The 17,536-nt window shown below is 60.5% G+C and carries 16 protein-coding genes; 13 read left to right on the top strand and 3 right to left on the bottom strand.

Annotation, left to right across the window (positions count from 1 at the left end; genetic code table 11):
* Positions 1-18 precede the first annotated feature (18 nt).
* The 11 genes from S7S_RS19285 to S7S_RS10560 all read left to right on the top strand — a co-directional run bounded on the left by S7S_RS19285 (position 19) and on the right by S7S_RS10560 (position 8,782).
* A complete protein-coding gene (locus S7S_RS19285; protein ID WP_082027689.1) occupies positions 19-642 on the top strand; it encodes an acetyltransferase in 624 nt (207 codons plus the stop codon).
* Between the two features lie 29 nt (positions 643-671).
* The gene (locus S7S_RS10600; RefSeq protein ID WP_035203880.1) at positions 672-1,283 is read left to right on the top strand and encodes a sugar transferase; all 612 of its coding nucleotides are present in this window, start codon (positions 672-674) and stop codon (positions 1,281-1,283) included.
* 139 nt (positions 1,284-1,422) lie between these two features.
* Positions 1,423-2,076: a type II toxin-antitoxin system MqsA family antitoxin gene (locus S7S_RS18865; protein WP_008735136.1), complete on the top strand. Its 654-nt coding sequence runs from the start codon at positions 1,423-1,425 to the stop codon at positions 2,074-2,076.
* Positions 2,076-2,501 (top strand): hypothetical protein, encoded by a 426-nt coding sequence (locus S7S_RS10590; RefSeq protein WP_008735137.1) that lies wholly within the window; start codon positions 2,076-2,078, stop codon positions 2,499-2,501. Before S7S_RS18865 ends, S7S_RS10590 begins: the two co-directional genes overlap by 1 nt.
* 549 nt (positions 2,502-3,050) lie before the next feature.
* Positions 3,051-3,254, top strand: coding sequence for an addiction module protein (locus tag S7S_RS20190; protein ID WP_008735138.1), 204 nt, complete (start codon positions 3,051-3,053; stop codon positions 3,252-3,254).
* Positions 3,215-3,550 (top strand): type II toxin-antitoxin system RelE/ParE family toxin, encoded by a 336-nt coding sequence (locus S7S_RS19280; protein ID WP_236555921.1) that lies wholly within the window; start codon positions 3,215-3,217, stop codon positions 3,548-3,550. Before S7S_RS20190 ends, S7S_RS19280 begins: the two co-directional genes overlap by 40 nt.
* A 186-nt stretch (positions 3,551-3,736) precedes the next feature.
* Positions 3,737-4,909, top strand: a complete 1,173-nt coding sequence (locus S7S_RS10580; protein WP_008735140.1) for a DegT/DnrJ/EryC1/StrS family aminotransferase — start codon at positions 3,737-3,739, stop codon at positions 4,907-4,909.
* 15 nt (positions 4,910-4,924) lie between these two features.
* Entirely contained in the window at positions 4,925-6,700 is a 1,776-nt protein-coding gene (locus S7S_RS10575; RefSeq protein WP_008735141.1) for an SLC13 family permease, read from the top strand.
* A 58-nt stretch (positions 6,701-6,758) separates the two neighbouring features.
* Positions 6,759-7,397, top strand: coding sequence for an adenylyl-sulfate kinase (gene cysC, locus S7S_RS10570; protein WP_008735142.1), 639 nt, complete (start codon positions 6,759-6,761; stop codon positions 7,395-7,397).
* A 150-nt stretch (positions 7,398-7,547) separates the two neighbouring features.
* On the top strand, positions 7,548-8,135 hold the full coding sequence (locus S7S_RS10565) for an Rpn family recombination-promoting nuclease/putative transposase (protein ID WP_420795635.1): 588 nt from the start codon (positions 7,548-7,550) through the stop codon (positions 8,133-8,135).
* A gap of 395 nt (positions 8,136-8,530) precedes the next feature.
* A complete protein-coding gene (locus tag S7S_RS10560; RefSeq protein WP_035203985.1) occupies positions 8,531-8,782 on the top strand; it encodes a DUF4351 domain-containing protein in 252 nt (83 codons plus the stop codon).
* Between the two features lie 97 nt (positions 8,783-8,879).
* On the opposite strand, the gene S7S_RS10555 is transcribed toward S7S_RS10560, so the two are convergent.
* On the bottom strand, positions 8,880-10,973 hold the full coding sequence (locus S7S_RS10555) for a TonB-dependent siderophore receptor (protein WP_008735143.1): 2,094 nt from the start codon (positions 10,971-10,973) through the stop codon (positions 8,880-8,882).
* Positions 10,974-11,624: 651 nt separating this feature from the next.
* On the opposite strand from S7S_RS10555, the gene S7S_RS10550 reads away from it, so the two are divergent.
* The gene (locus S7S_RS10550; RefSeq protein ID WP_008735144.1) at positions 11,625-12,593 is read left to right on the top strand and encodes an Rpn family recombination-promoting nuclease/putative transposase; all 969 of its coding nucleotides are present in this window, start codon (positions 11,625-11,627) and stop codon (positions 12,591-12,593) included.
* 154 nt (positions 12,594-12,747) lie between these two features.
* Here the strand turns inward: S7S_RS10550 and S7S_RS10545 are convergent, their stop codons facing one another.
* Positions 12,748-14,103, bottom strand: coding sequence for a PepSY-associated TM helix domain-containing protein (locus S7S_RS10545; RefSeq protein WP_008735145.1), 1,356 nt, complete (start codon positions 14,101-14,103; stop codon positions 12,748-12,750).
* Positions 14,104-14,105: 2 nt separating this feature from the next.
* Positions 14,106-16,259, bottom strand: a complete 2,154-nt coding sequence (locus tag S7S_RS10540) for a TonB-dependent receptor (protein WP_008735146.1) — start codon at positions 16,257-16,259, stop codon at positions 14,106-14,108.
* Positions 16,260-16,636: 377 nt separating this feature from the next.
* Here S7S_RS10540 and galU point away from each other — a divergent pair, with 377 nt between their 5' ends.
* Positions 16,637-17,536, top strand: coding sequence for a UTP--glucose-1-phosphate uridylyltransferase GalU (gene galU / locus S7S_RS10535; protein ID WP_008735147.1), 900 nt, complete (start codon positions 16,637-16,639; stop codon positions 17,534-17,536).

Genomic DNA, 17,536 nt, shown 5'->3' with positions numbered 1-17,536 from the left:
GCCTGATGGGAGTATCGCATGAAGAGCCTTGCATTGCTTGGTGCAAGCGGTCACGGCAAGGTTGTTGCTGATATGGCAGAACTTTTGGGGTTCCGTGTGTCATTCTTCGACAATATCTGGCCCGGTATCACCCAAAGCAGCCATTGGCCCATTGAAGGCAGCCTGGACGAGTTGAACCATCGCCTGGATGAGTTCGATGGCATCGTCGTGGCCATCGGCAACAACCAGGTCCGCGCCGAGCGGCTGCTTGAACTCGAGGCCAGGGGCGCCAAGCTTGCTACACTGATCCATCCCTCCGCACAGATCAGCCGTTATGCCACGTTGGGTCCGGGTACGGTTGTCTTTGCCAACGTGGTGATCAATGTGGATGCCACTCTTGGCAAAGGGGTGATCATCAATACCGGCGCCACGGTGGACCATGATTGTCGGCTGGATGACTTTGTGCATATCAGCCCTGGTGCTAACCTAGCGGGCAATGTGTCTGTGGGAACTCATTCTTGGGTGGGGATAGGCGCAGTGGTACGGCAAGGGACTGTCATTGGTAGTGACGTTACAGTGGGCGCTTGTGCGGCGGTGGTATCGGATATACCGCCAGGTTCCTGTGTGGTGGGTGTGCCAGCTAGGCCAAGGGCTCGCGGATAGATTATCTCTCTCTTTAAGGGTTACCAGAAGTGAAACGGATTTTTGACGTTGCTCTTATTCTTCTTTCTGCGCCGTTGATCATGCCCGCCGGTTTGCTCATTGCGTTGTGCGTTGCCTTGAAACTTGGCCGCCCAGTCCTGTTCATCCAGACCCGTCCTGGGCTGAATGGCAAACCCTTCCGCATGTACAAATTCCGCACCATGACGGACGAGCGCGACGCCAATGGCCAGTTGCTACCCGACCACGTACGGCTAACCCGCTTTGGCCGTCTCCTGCGCTCCACCTCCCTGGATGAACTGCCCGAACTGCTCAACGTCCTGCGCGGTGAAATGAGCCTGGTCGGCCCGCGTCCGCTACTGATGCAATATCTTCCCCTCTACAACGACCACCAGCGCCGCCGCCACGAAGTCCGCCCCGGCATCACCGGCTGGGCGCAGATCAACGGCCGCAACGCCATAAGCTGGGAACAAAAGTTTGACCTAGATGTGTGGTATGTCGACAACCGTTCGCTGTGGCTGGATATCCGCATTTTATTTCTGACGATCTGGAAAGTCTTCAAACGAGATGGCATCAGCCAGGAAGGGGAGGCGACCGTCGCGCCGTTCGGGGGGAGCGACAGAGGGCGTGGCAAACGGGATTGATGGGTTGGGTTGGTGCCGGCCTCCGCTCTGGTCGGCCTGCGATTGCACTGCGTTTCCTTGTTTGTAAAAGGGGGTGCATAGGGGCCAGGCAGATGCTGATTTACATGGTTTCTTGTCATACTTCTTCGTGAGGCTGCATATGACAATAAATAAATGCCTTGTGTGCGATAGCGATCAGCTCGTCGAAGTGGTGGAGGATGTGGCGCTCAAGGCGGGCGAATTTATGAGGACGCTGCCGATTCGTGCTACAGAGTGCGCATCGTGCGGGTGCAGTTTCCATACCCCCGAGCAAGAGCGCGACAACAAGCGACAGCGCTTGGCCTTTCGCAAGATGGCGGAAGGCTTATTGACAGGCGCCGAGATCAGGGCCATACGCGAGCGGCACGGGCTGAGCCAAAAGCGGGCCGCCGAGGTTTTCGGCGGCGGACCAGTGGCTTTCGCGAAGTACGAAGCGGACGATGTGGCTCAGTCACAGGCGATGGATCGTTTGTTGCGTGTGTTTGATGCGGTACCTGAGGCGAGGGTAGTTCTGTCGGGAGAGACACCTGAGCTAGTGCTGACTGAGAGCGTTTCCAAGCCGGACATCGCGATACTTGACTCGCTTGGGAAAGATCTGGTGTTTTATGTGTCCATGTTGGACGGTTTCACTGCCTTCAGGCGACATATGAATGAAGAAGAGGAGGTGAGCGAACGCCTTGTTGCCATGTTGAGGCGTATCGGGGAGCCACCCCGAGCGACGCGTGCCGTAGAGTGGCGACCGGTTGAGTGTAGCGCGCCGGAGTGGAGGCACTGATGCAACTGAAACTCGTGGATATCGCTCTTCGTGGGCATGTCCTGGCCATGAAAGATGATTTTTTCCCGGTAGTAGCTGATTGGTCAGAATACAGGATTGAGATGAAAGCAGGGGTCAGATCCTGCACTTTGTTGCCTAAGGAAAACGACCGCACGCTCGTCCGCTATATAGTGAGTACAGGGCTCAGATGGACCCTTGCTTCAGACGAGAAGAATGTAGCGGCTAGTGTCGAGGCAGACTACGGGTTGGTTTTTGTGGCACCAGAGAGTTTTGATATTGAGGCTCAAGGGGCTGAGACCCTGCGCCAGGTTGTGTTGACTGCCTGGCCTTACTGGCGACAGGATTTCTTGCAGATGGCCACCAAGGCCTCCCTGCCGCAGGTTGCCATTCCGACTCGTCCTGATTTCGAGAGCGAAATCTTCTGACGTGTGTTCCAGGCAAGCAGCGGCGCTACGAAACCTTTTTTTCAAGCTGGTGATCACTTTTTATGCTAATTGGAGTTTTGACAGAAATTTCCTGCTCCGTATTTATTTTACCAACCCAACGGGCTCACAACCTTTCATAGGTCGCGCGCCTGATGTGATGGTATATTTTGCCTGATACCTCCGAAAGTTCGACATAAGGGCCGTTTCTGTTAATTATGCGTAGATAGTCGGATATTTTCCGATTAACTATGCCTATATGAGCTGCCTGAGTGTTTCTCTTGTGGGCGCGGCGCACTACTGTCCTTGCTGGCTGCGCATCGGCGGCCGCATGGCAAGTGTAGCGCGTGCTTCTATCAGGAGGGTTTGATACTAAATTCAGCAAGGTCAGCAAGGCCTGTATCGGGTGGGCATCTTTTGTGGGGGAGCCGGTCTGCTGCCGATTGGTCAGAATTCGAATGGCGCTTGTATTCCAGCAGCCGGGGGGGCTGGTTAGGTCCACTGAGTATGCGGTAAGATTCAGGTATGCTTGTGTGATATAAGGGATATCCTATGGAAATTCAATCTCTTACAGTGTCTGAACGAATTCTGCTCGCGGAGGCTTTGTGGGATAGCGTCGTTGCGGAAAATGCAGATATCCCTCTCTCTGAGGCTCAGAGGGAAGAGCTTGATCGTCGGCTCTCCGAGTTCGGAATAGACCAGGACGAAGGCGATTCATGGTCGGAGGTCAAGGCCCGGATATTGTCAAAGAAATGATGTACAGGCTCACTTTCCGGAAAGAGGCAGAGTTTGATATTGACGCATGTTTCGATTACTACGAGGAAAAAAGAGAAGGTCTTGGTCACGATTTCCTGCTTTGCCTCGAAGAGGCGCTGGGTAAACTGAGAAGAAACCCACTGATATATCAACCGATTCATAAAGAAATAAGGCGTATTCCAATCAGGCGCTTTCCTTATCGGCTATTTTATCTGGTTAAACATGATCGTGTGATTATTGCCGCAGTTTTTCATGCCAGAAAGGACCCGCAAGCATGGCGTAAACGTTCTGGCTAACCTCGATGCTTCCCAAACAGAATGTCCTGCCGCATTAAACGAAAGACCGTGCTGTGCCAAGCGGCGACTATGCAGCATGTATGGTTTTGGAGTCGAAGTGACGCAGTAACGTTTTCAGCAATGAGTATTCTTAAAAGCTGACCGAGAGATTCTTGTTTTACTACCCGATACCTGACGGATTCCACCATGCTCAACACCCCATTCTCTCCCTGGCCTTCCTTCACTCAGGAAGAAGCCGACGCGGTATCCCGTGTCCTGCTCTCGAATAAAGTCAATTACTGGACCGGTCAGGAATGCCGTACCTTTGAAAAGGAGTTTGCGGCGTTCGCGGAAACCGAGTACGCGATAGCGCTGGCCAACGGCACCGTGGCGCTGGATGTGGCACTGCAAGCATTGGGCATCGGGGAAGGGGACGAGGTGATCGTCACGCCCCGGACCTTCCTCGCTTCAGTGTCTTCCGTGGTCAACGCAGGCGCCGTGCCGGTGTTTGCAGAGGTGGACCGCGATTCCCAGAACATTTCCCCGGACACCATCAAGGCCGTGCTCTCGCCCCGGACACGGGCCGTCATTTGTGTGCACCTGGCCGGCATGCCCTGCGACATGGACCCGATCATGGCGCTGGCCAGTGAACATGATTTCAAGGTCATCGAAGACTGCGCCCAGGCCCATGGCGCGCGTTACAAGGGGCGCGCCGTCGGGAGTATCGGCCATATCGGCGCCTGGTCGTTTTGCCAGGACAAGATCATGACGACCGGCGGGGAAGGGGGCATGGTCACCACCAATGACCGGGCGCTCTGGTCGCGCATGTGGAGTTTCAAGGACCACGGCAAAAGCTGGGAGGCGGTGTATGAGCGTGAGCACCCGCCGGGCTTCCGCTGGTTGCATGAAAGCTTCGGCACGAACTGGCGCATGCTGGAAATGCAGGCGGTGATCGGGCGCATTCAGTTGCAGCGTATGCCGGCCTGGCAGGCGCAACGCGCCGCGAACGCAGAGCGCATCTGGACAACTGCCCGGGCGCTTGCAGGCCTGCGAGTGCCTGCCGTGGCGGATGACATCGTTCATGCTGCGTATAAGTGCTATGTGTTTGTGGAGCCCGACCAGCTCAAGCCGGGCTGGGACCGCGACCGCATCATCGCCGAGATCGTGGCCCGTGGCGTGCCCTGTTATTCAGGCTCCTGTTCAGAGGTCTATCTCGAAAAGGCGTTCGATGGCACGCCCTGGCGGCCAGCGGAGCGGCTGCCGGTGGCGCGTGAGCTGGGGGAAACCAGTCTGATGTTTCTGGTGCATCCCACGCTTACAGAAGCCGAGATTGCCAGGACCTGTGACGTGTTACGCGCTGTCATGGCTCTTGCGGTATGACCGGGCCGGGCCTGCATGACGTTTGATATCGCAGTTTCCCTGCTGAGCGTACTGGGTGTGCTGGCCTTGCTGGCCACCAATCGCCTCCCCGCCGACCTGATCATGATGGCTGCACTGGCCATGTTGTTGCTCACAGGCGTGGTATCACCCGCGCAGGCATTGTCGGGCTTTGCCAATCCGGGCCTGATGACGGTCGCGGCGCTGTATGTGGTGGCAGCGGCCCTGCGTGACACTGGCGCGATCTATTGGCTGGCCCATCGGTTGCTGGGCCAACCCTCGACGCTCGGGCGTGCGTTAGGGCGCGTGGTGATGCCGACGGCGTTACTCAGTGCGTTCCTGAATAACACCACCGTCGTGGCGATGATGATTCCCGCAGTGCAGGAATGGGCGCAACGTTTGAAGCTGTCGCCGTCACGTCTACTTCTGCCGTTGAGTTATGCCGCGATCCTCGGGGGCACCTGTACGCTGATTGGCACAAGTACCAACCTGGTGGTGGATGGCCTGGTACAGAAAAACGGGCTGCCAGCGTTTGGTATCTTTGATATTGCCTGGGTGGGTGTGCCGTTGTTGCTGGTCTGTGGCGCTTATCTGGTGTTGATCGGCCATCGTATGCTGCCGGCCCGTGACGGCCTGATGGAGCAATTGGAAAACGCGCGCGAATACCGTGTTGAAATGAATGTGGCGCCCAAAAGCCCACTGGCGGGGCGGAGCATCCGTGAGGCCGGGCTGCGTAATCTGGCCCATGGCTACCTGACGGAGGTTGAGCGCGGTGAGCATCTTTATACGGCGGTGTCGCCGGATATGTCGTTGGCGGAAGGGGATCGGCTGGTCTTTATCGGTGCGCCGGAGTGTGCACGAGAGCTGCAGCGCATCAATGGCCTGGTGCCGGCCGGTGGTGTGCACAAGCTGAAGCTGCGCAATCACCAGCGCTGTCTGGTGGAGGTGGTGCTGGGCCGTGAATTTCCCGGAGTAGGTAAAACCGTGCGTGACAGCGCCTTCCGCACGCATTACCAGGCGGCCATCCTGAGTGTAAACCGCCATGGTGAGCGGCTCAGCGGCAAGGTCGGCGACATTGTATTGCGGGTGGGTGACACATTGCTGCTGGAAACCGGTCAGGCGTTTGTCGAACAGTACCGTTATCGACGGGATTTCATGCTGGTGAGCCCGTTGCATGATTCGGCGCCGCCGGATTTCCGCAAGGCACCGCTGGCCGTGTCCATTCTGGTCGGCATGGTATTGCTTAACGTGCTGGGCTGGGTATCGGTGCTGGAGTCGGTATTGATTGCCTGTGGCCTGTTGCTCGGGACGCGCTGTGTGACGGCGAACCGGGCGCGCATGATGGTCAGTGTGAATTTGCCGGTGCTGGTGGTGATTGGCGCGTCGTTTGCGCTGGGCGAGGGGATGAGCAGCAGCGGCGCTGCGCAGTGGCTGGTGGGTGGCGTGTTCAGCCAGCTTGATGCGTCGCCCTGGTTGGCGCTGGTCCTGGTGTATCTGATTACAGTGCTGGTGACGGAGCTGGTCACCAACAACGCCGCAGCAGTATTGATCTTTCCCCTGGCGCTCAGTATTGCCGAGATGGCAGGGGTTAGCCCATTGCCATTTATTGTCGCGGTGATGTTTGCGGCCTCGGCGAGCTTCATGACGCCACTGGGGTACCAGACCAACATGATGGTAATGGGGCCAGGTGGATATCGACTGGCTGATTACCTGCGCCTCGGCATCCCCATGAGCGTGTTGGCCGCGTTGGTGTCGCTGAGCATTATTCCCCTGATCTGGCCTTTTAACCCCTGAGTTCAGCTTTTGTACGCGTTATGGCAGTATGCCCGCGCCCAGACAAAGGACTTGTGTGATGAAAACCCCATATGAACAGCGTGATAACGACAGCCCGGCAGAGGTGGTTTGGCACCAGGGTAGCGTCTCCCGCGAGGATCGTGACCGCCTTAAAGGCCAGCGCGGCTGCTGCCTCTGGCTGACCGGCCTGTCCGGCTCCGGCAAGTCCACCCTGGCCAACGCGCTGGAAGTGGCCCTGTTTGAACAGGGGCGCCACACCTACCTGCTGGACGGCGACAATGTGCGCCACGGCCTGAACAAGGACCTCGGCATGTCCGATGCCGACCGCACGGAAAATATCCGCCGCGTCGGTGAGCTGTCGCGGCTGATGGTGGATGCCGGGTTGATCGTGATCAGCGCTTTCATTTCGCCGTTCCGTGCAGACCGCGATGCAGCGCGTGCATTGTTCGCTGAAGGCGAGTTCATCGAGGTGTATGTCAACGCCTCACTCGGCAAGTGCGAACAGCGCGACCCCAAGGGGCTGTACAGCAAGGCGCGGGCGGGGCTCATCCGCGACTTCACCGGTATCGACAGCCCGTACGAGGCCCCCGAGCGCCCGGAGATCAATGTCTGCACCGACAGCGCGACGGTGGAAGCCTGCGTCGCGCAGATCCTGGAATACCTCACCGCCCGTCAGCGCCTGATGCCCGACGCCTGACCCTGCCGCTAAACTTCTTCTCTTTATCCTTCCTCTCTGGCTGACCTGAATCAGCGCCGATGGCTTACACCGCTGTCGGCGTTGGCTGACAGCTACGCCGTCCCCTCCTGGTCATACTCTCTGCTCACGTACAGGAGCGGCGGAGCGATCATGGATGATCACGACACCAGCTATCGATTGTTGTTCTCGCACCCGGAAATGGTGCGTGACCTGTTGCTTGGGTTTGTGCCGGGTGAGTGGGTCAGGGAGCTGGATTTCGATTCGCTGGAAAAAATGAACGGCAGTTATGTCACCGATGACCTGCGCAGCCGGCATGCGGATACCATCTGGCGGGTCCGCTGGGGCAGCGACTGGCTTTATATCTATCTGCTGCTGGAGTTCCAGTCGACAGTGGATCGCTATATGCCGGTGCGGATACTGTCGTATACCAGCCTGCTGTATCAGGATCTGATCAAGCAGAAGGCGCTGGGCGAGGAGGGCAGGCTGCCGCCAGTGTTGCCGATAGTGCTGTATAACGGCGAGGCCCGTTGGCGGGCGCCCACCCGGCTGGCTGATCTGGTCCAGGGCTGCCCGGCAGGGCTGGAGGGTTTTCAGCCGGACCAGGCGTTCCTGCTGCTGGATGAAGGGGCCTTTGATCCTGATGCCCTGAGCCCTCTGCATAACCTGGTGGCTGCGCTGTTCCGGCTGGAGCACCGACGCTCGCTGGACGAAGTGACAGAGGTCCTGGCGCTTCTCTAGGGCCTGTTGATACTCAATCCATCGGCCCTGTTGAGCCTGAAAACGCGCCGATCAAGGCGCAAGGAAGCGAGTTTGGTGGCGCCAAACGACTGACGAGCAACGCGGAGCGGCGCGTTTTCAGGCTCAACCCGAAGGGCTGGCCCTGTTTTGCCGCCCCTCTGCGTTAGCCTCTGCTAATGTGGGCCCACCACACTACGCATCGGCTGCCTTGATGGGCGTCAAAACAGGGCCAGCAGGGCCGATGGATTGAGTGTCAGCAGGCCCTGGACTGGCTGGCTGCACCGGAACAGGACGGCCTCCGGCGAGGTTTTGTCGAATGGTTGCGCAGACGGCTGCATCATTGGGTACCGGACACCGTGCTGCCGGCAATGCATGATTTGCAAGAGGTGCATGATATGACCCAGAACATGGCAGAGATCTGGAAAGAGCAGTACCGACAGCGTTTTCTGCAGGAAGGCCGGCAGGAAGGCCTCAGGGAGGGAGTTCAAAAAGGAGAATTCGATCTGCTTTCCCGTCAGCTGACCCGCCGCTTTGGCGAGTTGCCTGAGGCGGTCGTGACGCGCTTGAAAAGCGCTGATTCAGAACTGCTGGCATTATGGGGCGAGCGGGTGCTGGAGGCGTCGTCGCTGGATGAGGTGTTTCGCTGAGCCAGGTCGACAGGTGGGTCTTTCACCGGTGACCGGCCCATCCTGGCAGTGGCCCCGCCGCTTTTGCGCAGCAGGGCGGACAGCAACGCGCTTTTCCTCAGAAGAAATACTTCACTCTCGCCAGATATGTCCGGCCTTCTTCACGCAGCACGCCGCTGAAGGAGCCGGGTGAATAAATCTCCTCATCGGTGACATTGTTGGCCAGCAGGTCCAGCTGCAGGTTGTTGTTGATCACGTAGTAGGCTGCCAGGTCGAAGCGGGTATAGCTCGGCAGGTCGAAGCTGTGGGTGGGGTCACCAGCGCGTTCACCGGCGTATACCAGGGTGCCGCCGAGGCTGACGCCCGGCAGGGTAGCCAGGTGGTAACGGGTTTGCAGTGACGCGGTGTGCAGCGGGACGTTGGCGAACGGATTTCCCTCCACAGCGGCATTGTCGCTGCGCAGTACTTCGGTGTCGGTATAGCCGTAGCCGAGGCTGAGGAACAGGTCCTGTGACACATATCCGCTGAGCGTCAACTCGCCCCCCCTGGAACGCGCCTTGCCCTGGGCCAGCACCGAGCCCGGATTGGCCGGGTCGCTGATGGCAGTGTTGTCCTTGGTGATCACGAAGCCCGCAGCGTCCAGCTGCATGCGACCCATAGCGACACGGACTCCGGTTTCATACTGCACGCTTTCTTCCGCTTCCACCGGCTTCAGGCCGGAGGTGGTGCCGGATTGGGGCACGAAGGAATCGACGCGGCTGACGTAGACGGAAGCGCTGTCGTTGAGGTCGCGTACCAGGCCCAGTTGATAGGTCCAGGCCGTCTCGTCCAGGGAGGCCGGCGTGGTGGTGCCCGCGAGCAGATCGCGGTTGACCTGGGATTGTTCGGAATCGGTGTAGCGGACCCCGGTCAGCAGGTGCCAGCGTTCCTTGAAGGTCATGCGGTTCTGGGCAAAGCCGGCCAGCACTTTGCTGTCCTGATCAAAATCACGGTCGCGCAGCAGATTGCCCGGGCTGAGATCCATGCCGTTGTTGACCGGCACATAAATATCCACCGGATCGGCGCCGTACAACAGGGTGGGGCGTGCCAGGTTGCTGTCGCGGTAGTTCACGCCGGCGACGAATTTGTGCGACACAGCGCCGGTGGTGAGCTGGCCACTGAGATCGGCGATGATCTCATGGTCCGTCTGGCTGGTGTCGTCGCCGACAAAAATGGCGCGGTTGAGCGTGCGCTGGTCAGCAGCCAGCCCCAGCGGCGCGTATTCCTGCCAGTCACCTTCGTTGCGTGTGTAGGCATAGCTGAGCCGTGCATCGATGTGCTCGGTCAGGGTATGGGTGAGGCGGGTGTTGATGTAAGCGGAGTTGCGTTCGGTGGTGGCGTCCCGCCAGGCGCTGTTGAAGCTGGCGCGATAGTCGCCGTTCGGGTTCGGCAGCAGCGCTCCCTCCAGCGGTGCGCCGCCGGGGAGGGCGGTCCATTCGTTGCCGGAATAGACGGCTTCCACCGTCAGGTTGGTGCGCTCGGTGAGATCCATGGTGACGGTGGGGGCCACCAGGACGCGGTTGTATTCCCAGTAGTCCAGCGAGGCCTTGCTGTCCTGGTAGGCCAGGTTCAGGCGTGCCCGGACTCTGTCATTGAGCGGGCCGGTTACGTCCAGGGTGGTGCGGTGATGGTCGTAATGGCCGTACTCGGCCGTGGCTTCAGCCTGGTAGTAGTCCAGCGGTTGCTTGGTCACGACGTTGATGGTGCCGCCGGGCTCCATTTCGCCGTACAGCACCGATGCCGGCCCCTTGAGCACTTCCAGGCGCTCCACGTTAGCCAGATCGGAAGGGTGCTGGCTGCGCTGAAAACCAAGCCCATTGACCGCCTGCTGTGCATCGAAGCCGCGTATCAGGTAGCTGTCCGAGAACATATCACGGCCCGAACCTGAGCGGCTTGCGCCGGGCGTCAGCTGCAGCACGTCGCCTACTGTTGTCGCAGCGGTGAGGCCGAAACTTTCCTGATCATAGACATTCACGCTTTGCGGGATGGCCTGGACGCTGTCTTCGGCATGGCGTCCGTAGACGGTGATGGCAGTCAGGGTGGCGGTGCCGCTTTGCGGCGCTTCGTTGTCCTGGCGGGTGTCGTCTTCCGGGGGCGGTGCAGATTGCGCGTGTGCGGTCGCGATGGAGCATGCCAGCAGGCTTGCGAAGAACAGGCGGTGTTGAGTGGTCATTGAGTCCTTCCCGATGGTCTGTGGGGGCCGGTATCGTCCCTGCCGCCCGGGTGTGTCATGCGCAGCGGGAGGCTCAGGCGGGTTGGCCGGCTCAGGCGCCGCAGAGTATTATTTATTGAACCTGAAAGCGCAAATCATTCCCATTTATCATTGCGAAGTCCCGCCGGGCGGCAAGGTACTCTCTATGGCCGGGGTGCCCAGGCTATGGCCAGGTGTCCAGGCGGGCGGACTATCGCGCTGGCCTGGTTTGTCGTCAGCCCGTTATCGCTGTCATGGCTGGGGCCGTGATGATGGGATATTTCCAGCGCCTTTTCTTCCGGCCCACCGTGCGCTGGAGTAAGGGGCGGGCATGTAGTGTGGAGGGCGCTGCACCGTACCGCTGGTGCATGGTCGGGATGGGTACGACAGCGGCGGTGGAACTTCTGCCGACAGTGACAGCATTGATGATGCGATTACATTCTGGGGATTTCGCGGGCTTGCCATCGAATGTTACTGCCGCTTTTTCTTCGGGGTCGACACGCCTGTCTTGCAGCCAAAGGCTTATCTCGCAAGGCGCCAATCGCTTACAGCACCGTCGGTGCTGACTGACAGCCAGCACCTGTCCTTCATGGCCATAATGCCTGCTTGCCGACAGGAGGCAGTGGACAGGTCATGGATGATCACGATGCCAGTTATCGATTGCTGTTTTCGCATCCGCAGATGGTGCGGGACTTGCTGCTCGGCTTTGTGCCGGGCGACTGGGTCAGAACGCTCGATTTTGATTCGCTGGAAAAAATGAACGGTAGCTATGTCACTGACGACTTGCGTAGCCGGCACGCAGATACAATCTGGCGTATCCGATGGGGTGGCGACTGGCTTTATATCTACCTGCTGCTGGAATTCCAGTCGACGGTGGATCGCTTTATGCCGGTGCGGATACTGTCGTATACCAGCTTGCTGTATCAGGATCTGATCAAACAGCGGGCGCTGGGTAAGGATGGCAGGTTGCCGCCGGTACTGCCGATTGTGTTATATAACGGCGAACCTCGATGGCACGCGCCCACGCGGCTGGCTGACCTGGTTCAGCGCTGCCCGGCCGGGCTGGAGGGCTTTCAGCCGAACCAGGCGTTCCTGCTGCTGGATGAAGGGGCCTTTGATCTTGATGCCCTGAGCCCGTTGCATAATCTGGTGGCAGCGCTGTTCCGGCTGGAGCATCGGCGCTCGCTGGACGAAGTGACAGAGGTCCTGGCGCTTCTGATAGACTGGCTGGGTGCGCCGGAACAGGACGGTCTCCGGCGCGGCTTTGTGGAATGGTTGCGCAGACGGCTGCGTCACTGGGTGCCGGATGTCGTGCTCCCGGAAATGCATGATCTGCAAGAGGTGCATGATATGGCCCAGAACATGGCAGAAATCTGGAAAGAGCAATATCGGCAGCGGTTTCTTCAGGAAGGCCGCTTGGAGGGCCGCCAGGAAGGTCGTCAGGAAGGAGAATTCGGCATGCTTTCCCGTCTGTTGACGCGCCGCTTTGGTGCGCTGCCCGAGGCAGTCGTGGCGCGCATGCGGAGTGCCGATTCGGAACAGCTGGAATTGTGGGGCGAGCGAGTGCTGGACGCCTCTTCGCTTGACGACGTGTTTCGCTGAGGCGGGTGCGTCCAGGGTGCCGGCGCCCAGGCACCGCACTGATCGCTCGCAAACCTGATGCCGCCGTCGCACGCCTGGCTGAAGCGCCTCTGGTGCGGCATAAAATACACCGCCCGAGCCGGTTTAAACGAAGCGAGGCCGGGTTCAGAACATTCTATGCGGTGGGCTGGGCACGACAGCGAAGACGACGCAGCGCTGCTTCGACCACCAGCACCACCGCCAGGCTTGCCCCCGCCAACGGAAACAAGACCAGCATCCCTGCCGTCATGCCCACCAGCAACCGCTTGCGCGGCGGCGCCAGTGCACGCGGCGCGCCCAGGCCGGTGTGCGGTCTGCGGCGCCACCACATGATCAGCCCGGTAATCACCAGTGCGATGATGGCCAGGCAAGTGAACAGCATGATTATCTGATTCAGCCTGCCGAAGTAATTGCCCATATGAATCGCCACACCCCATTCAACGGCCTTTGCGATGGCGCCGTAGTCTGCGAAACGGACGTCGCCCAGCACTTCGCCGCTATAGCGGTCCAGATGAATGGTGTGTTGTCCCTCCGGCTGCGCCGGGTAGGTGTAGGCACTGTAGACGTCGTTGCCGTCTTGCGGCAGTGACAGGCGATAGGCGCTGTCCATGCCATGCGTGGCAAGCAGCGCGGCGGCGGCATCGACGCCGATGTCTTCGCCGGTGCTGTGGTGATGGGGAGCATGGTCGCCAGAGTGGGGCAGGGGCGCCTGCTCCAGTGCCCAGGGCGCTTCACCGAGTGTGTCGACCAGGGTTTTCTGGTGGCTGCTGTCGTTATGGTGCCGCAGGTGGACGGGGTAGCCGAGCCCGAGCGCATTGCTCACCGGTTGCAGGACCTGGCCGCCCCAGACCGAGGCCCAGGGCAGGCCGCTGAGAATCAGAAATACGATCAGCAGTGCGGTATAGAGCCCCGTAAAGCGATGGATGTCGCGCCAGAATTTGCGGCCGCGCAGCGCCAGCTTCGGTGCCCAGCGTTGCTGGTTGCCCCGTGGCCACCATAGGTACAAGCCGGTGGCGATCAGGATCAATCCCCAGCAGGCGGCGATCTCGACAATGGCATCGCCCACGTCGCCCAGCATCAGCGAGCCATGGAACACATCCGCGAATCCCACCAGCGTGCGCGTGTAGACGAAACTGCCGAGCACCCGGGCCGTGCCCGGATCAACAAAAGCCCGTAGTGGCGCGCCTTCAGCGGGCGTGACATACAGCATTGCGCTGCGCCCCGGTGCGGTCGGCATATCGACGCGTGTGACAGTGCCGCCGGGCCATGCGGCGTCGGCGGCGGCGATCCAGTGCGAGGGAGGCAATGCCGGGGCATCGCTCTGCGCAAACCGCAGCCCAGGATAAATCAGGTCGTTCAATTCGTCGTTGAACAGGTAGATGGCGCCGGTGACCGACAGGATCAGCAGAAACGGGGCCGTGAACAATCCGGCATAGAAATGCCAGCGCCAGAGGGTGTTGTACAGCGGGCCGCTGCGTGATGTGTCGGCCATGGTCAGAAGCGGCCTGTCCAGCCGAGTTCCACTGTGCGCGGTGCGCCGATGTAGACCTGCGTGGCGCTGTAGCCTGACCAGTCGGCATAGAATTCATCGGTCAGGTTGCGGCCGCGCAGGGTCAGTGTGCCGCCGGCCAGCGGGTAGCCGACCCAGGCGTCAAGCAGGGTACGGTCCTGTACACGGTACTGGTTGCTGTCGCTGGTGTAGAAATCCCCCGTGTGCTGTACCGCTGCGCCGAGTGTCAGCGGGACCTGGACCAGCCGGTATTGGCTGCTCAGTTGCCAGAGAACGTCCGGCACATTGGTGGGCCGGTTGCCCGAGAGGTCATTGCCGGCGCCATCGGTGAGGCGGGTGTATTCGGCTCTGGCCAGCATGCCGTTGGCGTTGACTTGCCACTGCGGCGTCAGTTGCAGCTGCAGGTCCAGTTCCACGCCCCGGGTTTCGCGGGTGCCGCCCTGCACGGTGAGTGACGGGTCATTGACGTCGCGGGTAAGGATGTCGTCCTGCCGGATGCGGAATGCCGAGGCGGTGAGGGTGGCCTTGTCCTGCCACAGGGTGCTGCGCAGGCCGGCTTCCATGGCGCGTCCGGTGGACAGATCAAACCCGGCACGGGCCATGTTGCTGAGCAGGAATTGCGTGATCGGTGAGCTGGCGCGATTGTACTGGGCAAACAGCTGCGTGCTGTTGCTGAGGTCGTACACGGCGCCGACACGCCAGGCGAGATCCTCAAAGCGGCGACCAAAGCGGTCTGCCGGTGCGCCGAGCGGATATTCCACCGTGCGGTCGAGATCAATGTAGTCGTAGCGCAGGCCGGTGATCAGCAGCAGGCGCGGTGTCAGGTTCAGTGCATCTTCGATGAACAGGGCACGGCTCTGCACCTGGCTGTCGAAATCCTGTTGGGTGGGATAGTTGGCCGCCGTGACGGCAGGCAGGCGGCCGCGTGCCGGGTTGAACGGGTCCACCGAGGTCGTGCTGCCAAAGCGGCGCTCGCTGGCAAAATCACTGAACTGATATTCCACGCCGACGCTGGCGCGGTGTTGCAGGCCGAACACCTGCCCGGTGTGGCTGGCGTAGGCACGCTCGGAGATGAACTGATGATTGTGGCTGATCAGGGTCGTGCCGCGATCAAGCAGGCCGGAGACGCTGTTGTAGGTGAAGTCCTCGGCATTTTCCCAATCGCGTTTTGCGTTGTAGAACCCCAACTCGTTGATCAATTGCCACTGCTCATTGAGCTGGTACACCGCACGCGTGCGCAGCCACTGGCTGTCGGCTTTCATGACGCCGTTGTCGACGTTGTAGTTATTGTCACGAAGGCGCTCGTCCAGTACCAGACCGTTGCGGCTGTGCACCACCCGGCTCGGGTCGCGTGCCACGCTTGCCGGCAGTAACGGGGTGCCCTGGTACGGCGTCTTGAAGCGGTCGCTGTACACATCAAGGGCGGTGGTCAGGCTCAGCCGGTCGCTGGCGCGCCACAGCAGGCTGGTGGTCAGCGCAGTGGCGGTGGATTCGGTGTCATCGACATAGCCGTTGCTGCGGGCATGGCTGATATCTGTGCGCAGTGCAGTATCAGGGCCGAGCACCTGGTTGGTGCCGAGGCCGATGCGGGTGCTGTCATGGCTGCCCAGGCTCAGTGCGGCGTCGTAGCGGGCGCCGTCGAGGCTGGGCTGGCGTGGTACGAGATTGATGGTGCCACCCAGGGCGCCGGTGCCCTGGATCACGGAGGCAGGGCCTTTCAGGATTTCCACCCGTTCGAAGTTCCAGGTGTCCAGATTGCGGGAGATCAGTGCCGGGTCTGCCGCGCGTACGCCGTCGAACAGGTAGCCCACATCACTGAAACCGCGCATCGCCACGGACGCGGGGGAGCCGGGAATATTGCCGGCGGTGACGCCGGGTGCGCTGCGGTACACCTCGATCAGATTGCGCAGACCGAGCATCTCGATGGTGTCGCGGTCAATCACCTCGACGGTGGCCGGCAGCTCGCGCTTACTCAGCCCGAGCCGGCTGGCCGCAGGTGGCGTCGGGTGTTCGGCGGCAGCGCTGGCGCTGATGGACACTGCATCCAGTCGGGCGGTGTCAGCGTATGCGAAGGAAACGCCGAGCAGGGCGAACGTCAGCATAGAGACAATCGACGCGGGCCGAAGGGCATCGGACATCAGGCTCTCCGTAGCAGGACAGGAGGAGGATTCGAACGCCGGTATTGTAGGGGTATGGGCGTCACGATACCTGCGGCATAATGTCGCAGGGGCGCGGGTCTGCGCTGGTTGTGATGCAGAGCACCAACGTTCAGTATGCGCACGATTGTTTTACTTTCTTTGACCGGAGTCAGACGGGCGCTTTGCATACTGTATAAGGGCATGCACAGGCGCGGCGGCGCGCTGCGGAAGTTATTGGACAACCGTTGCGCGGGCATGCGCGGACAAATGAGCGTGATGTCGGCTCGACAAGACCGTCAGGCATGCATTTACTTGGCGCAGGTGATGCTTCTACGCTACGGATACTGCGCACAGCCACAGGGACAAGAGCCAGGATGATGGTACGCAAGGCAATTATGCCGGTGGCGGGGCTGGGCACCCGCTTTCTGCCGGCCAGCAAGGCAATTCCGAAAGAGATGATCACCGTGGTGGATCGCCCGGTGATCCAGTACGTGGTCGCCGAGGCGGTGGCCGCCGGGATTCGCGAGATTGTGCTGGTCAATCATGCGGCCAAGGCCGCCATCGAAAATCACTTTGATGTGCACTACGAACTGGAGGCCGAGCTGGCCCGCAAGGGCAAGGAGGCGTTGCTCAGGGTGCTGCGCGATATTGTGCCGACGGAGGTGCGTGTGATCAGCGTACGCCAGGGCCGCCCGCTCGGTCTGGGGCACGCGGTGCTGTGCGCCCGTGAAGTGATCGGCGATGAGCCGTTTGCCGTGATGCTGCCGGATGTGCTGGTGGATGCGGTGCCCGCAGGTGCTGCGGTCGAAGCAGAAAATGACCTGGCACGCATGCTGGCGCGTTTCGCCGAGGGAGGTCACAGCCAGGTGATGGTCGAGGCGGTACCCCGCGAGCGGGTCGACCAGTACGGTATTGTCGACCTCGCCGGCGCGGAGCCGGCCGCAGGTGAAAGCACGCCGATGCAGGGCGTTGTCGAGAAGCCGTCTCCAGAACAGGCACCCTCGCAATTGTCAGTGGTCGGACGCTATGTGTTGCCGCCGCGCCTGTTTGCGCTGCTGGCGGAAACCGCACCGGGGGCCGGCGGTGAAATCCAGTTGACCGATGCGATTGCCGCCCTGATGCAGGAGCAGCCGGTGGCGGCCTATCGCATGCTGGGCAAGACGTATGATTGTGGCAGCAAACTCGGTTATCTGGAGGCGACGCTCGCCTACGGCCTGAGACACCCCGAACTGGGCGAGGGCTTTCGTGATCTGGCGCGCCAGGCCCTGGCGCGCTGA

Source organism: Isoalcanivorax pacificus W11-5, assembly GCF_000299335.2.
GTDB classification, from domain to species: Bacteria; Pseudomonadota; Gammaproteobacteria; order Pseudomonadales; family Alcanivoracaceae; genus Isoalcanivorax; species Isoalcanivorax pacificus.
Note: the sequence above shows the minus strand (reverse complement) of the source record. Positions and strands in the feature narration are given on the sequence as shown.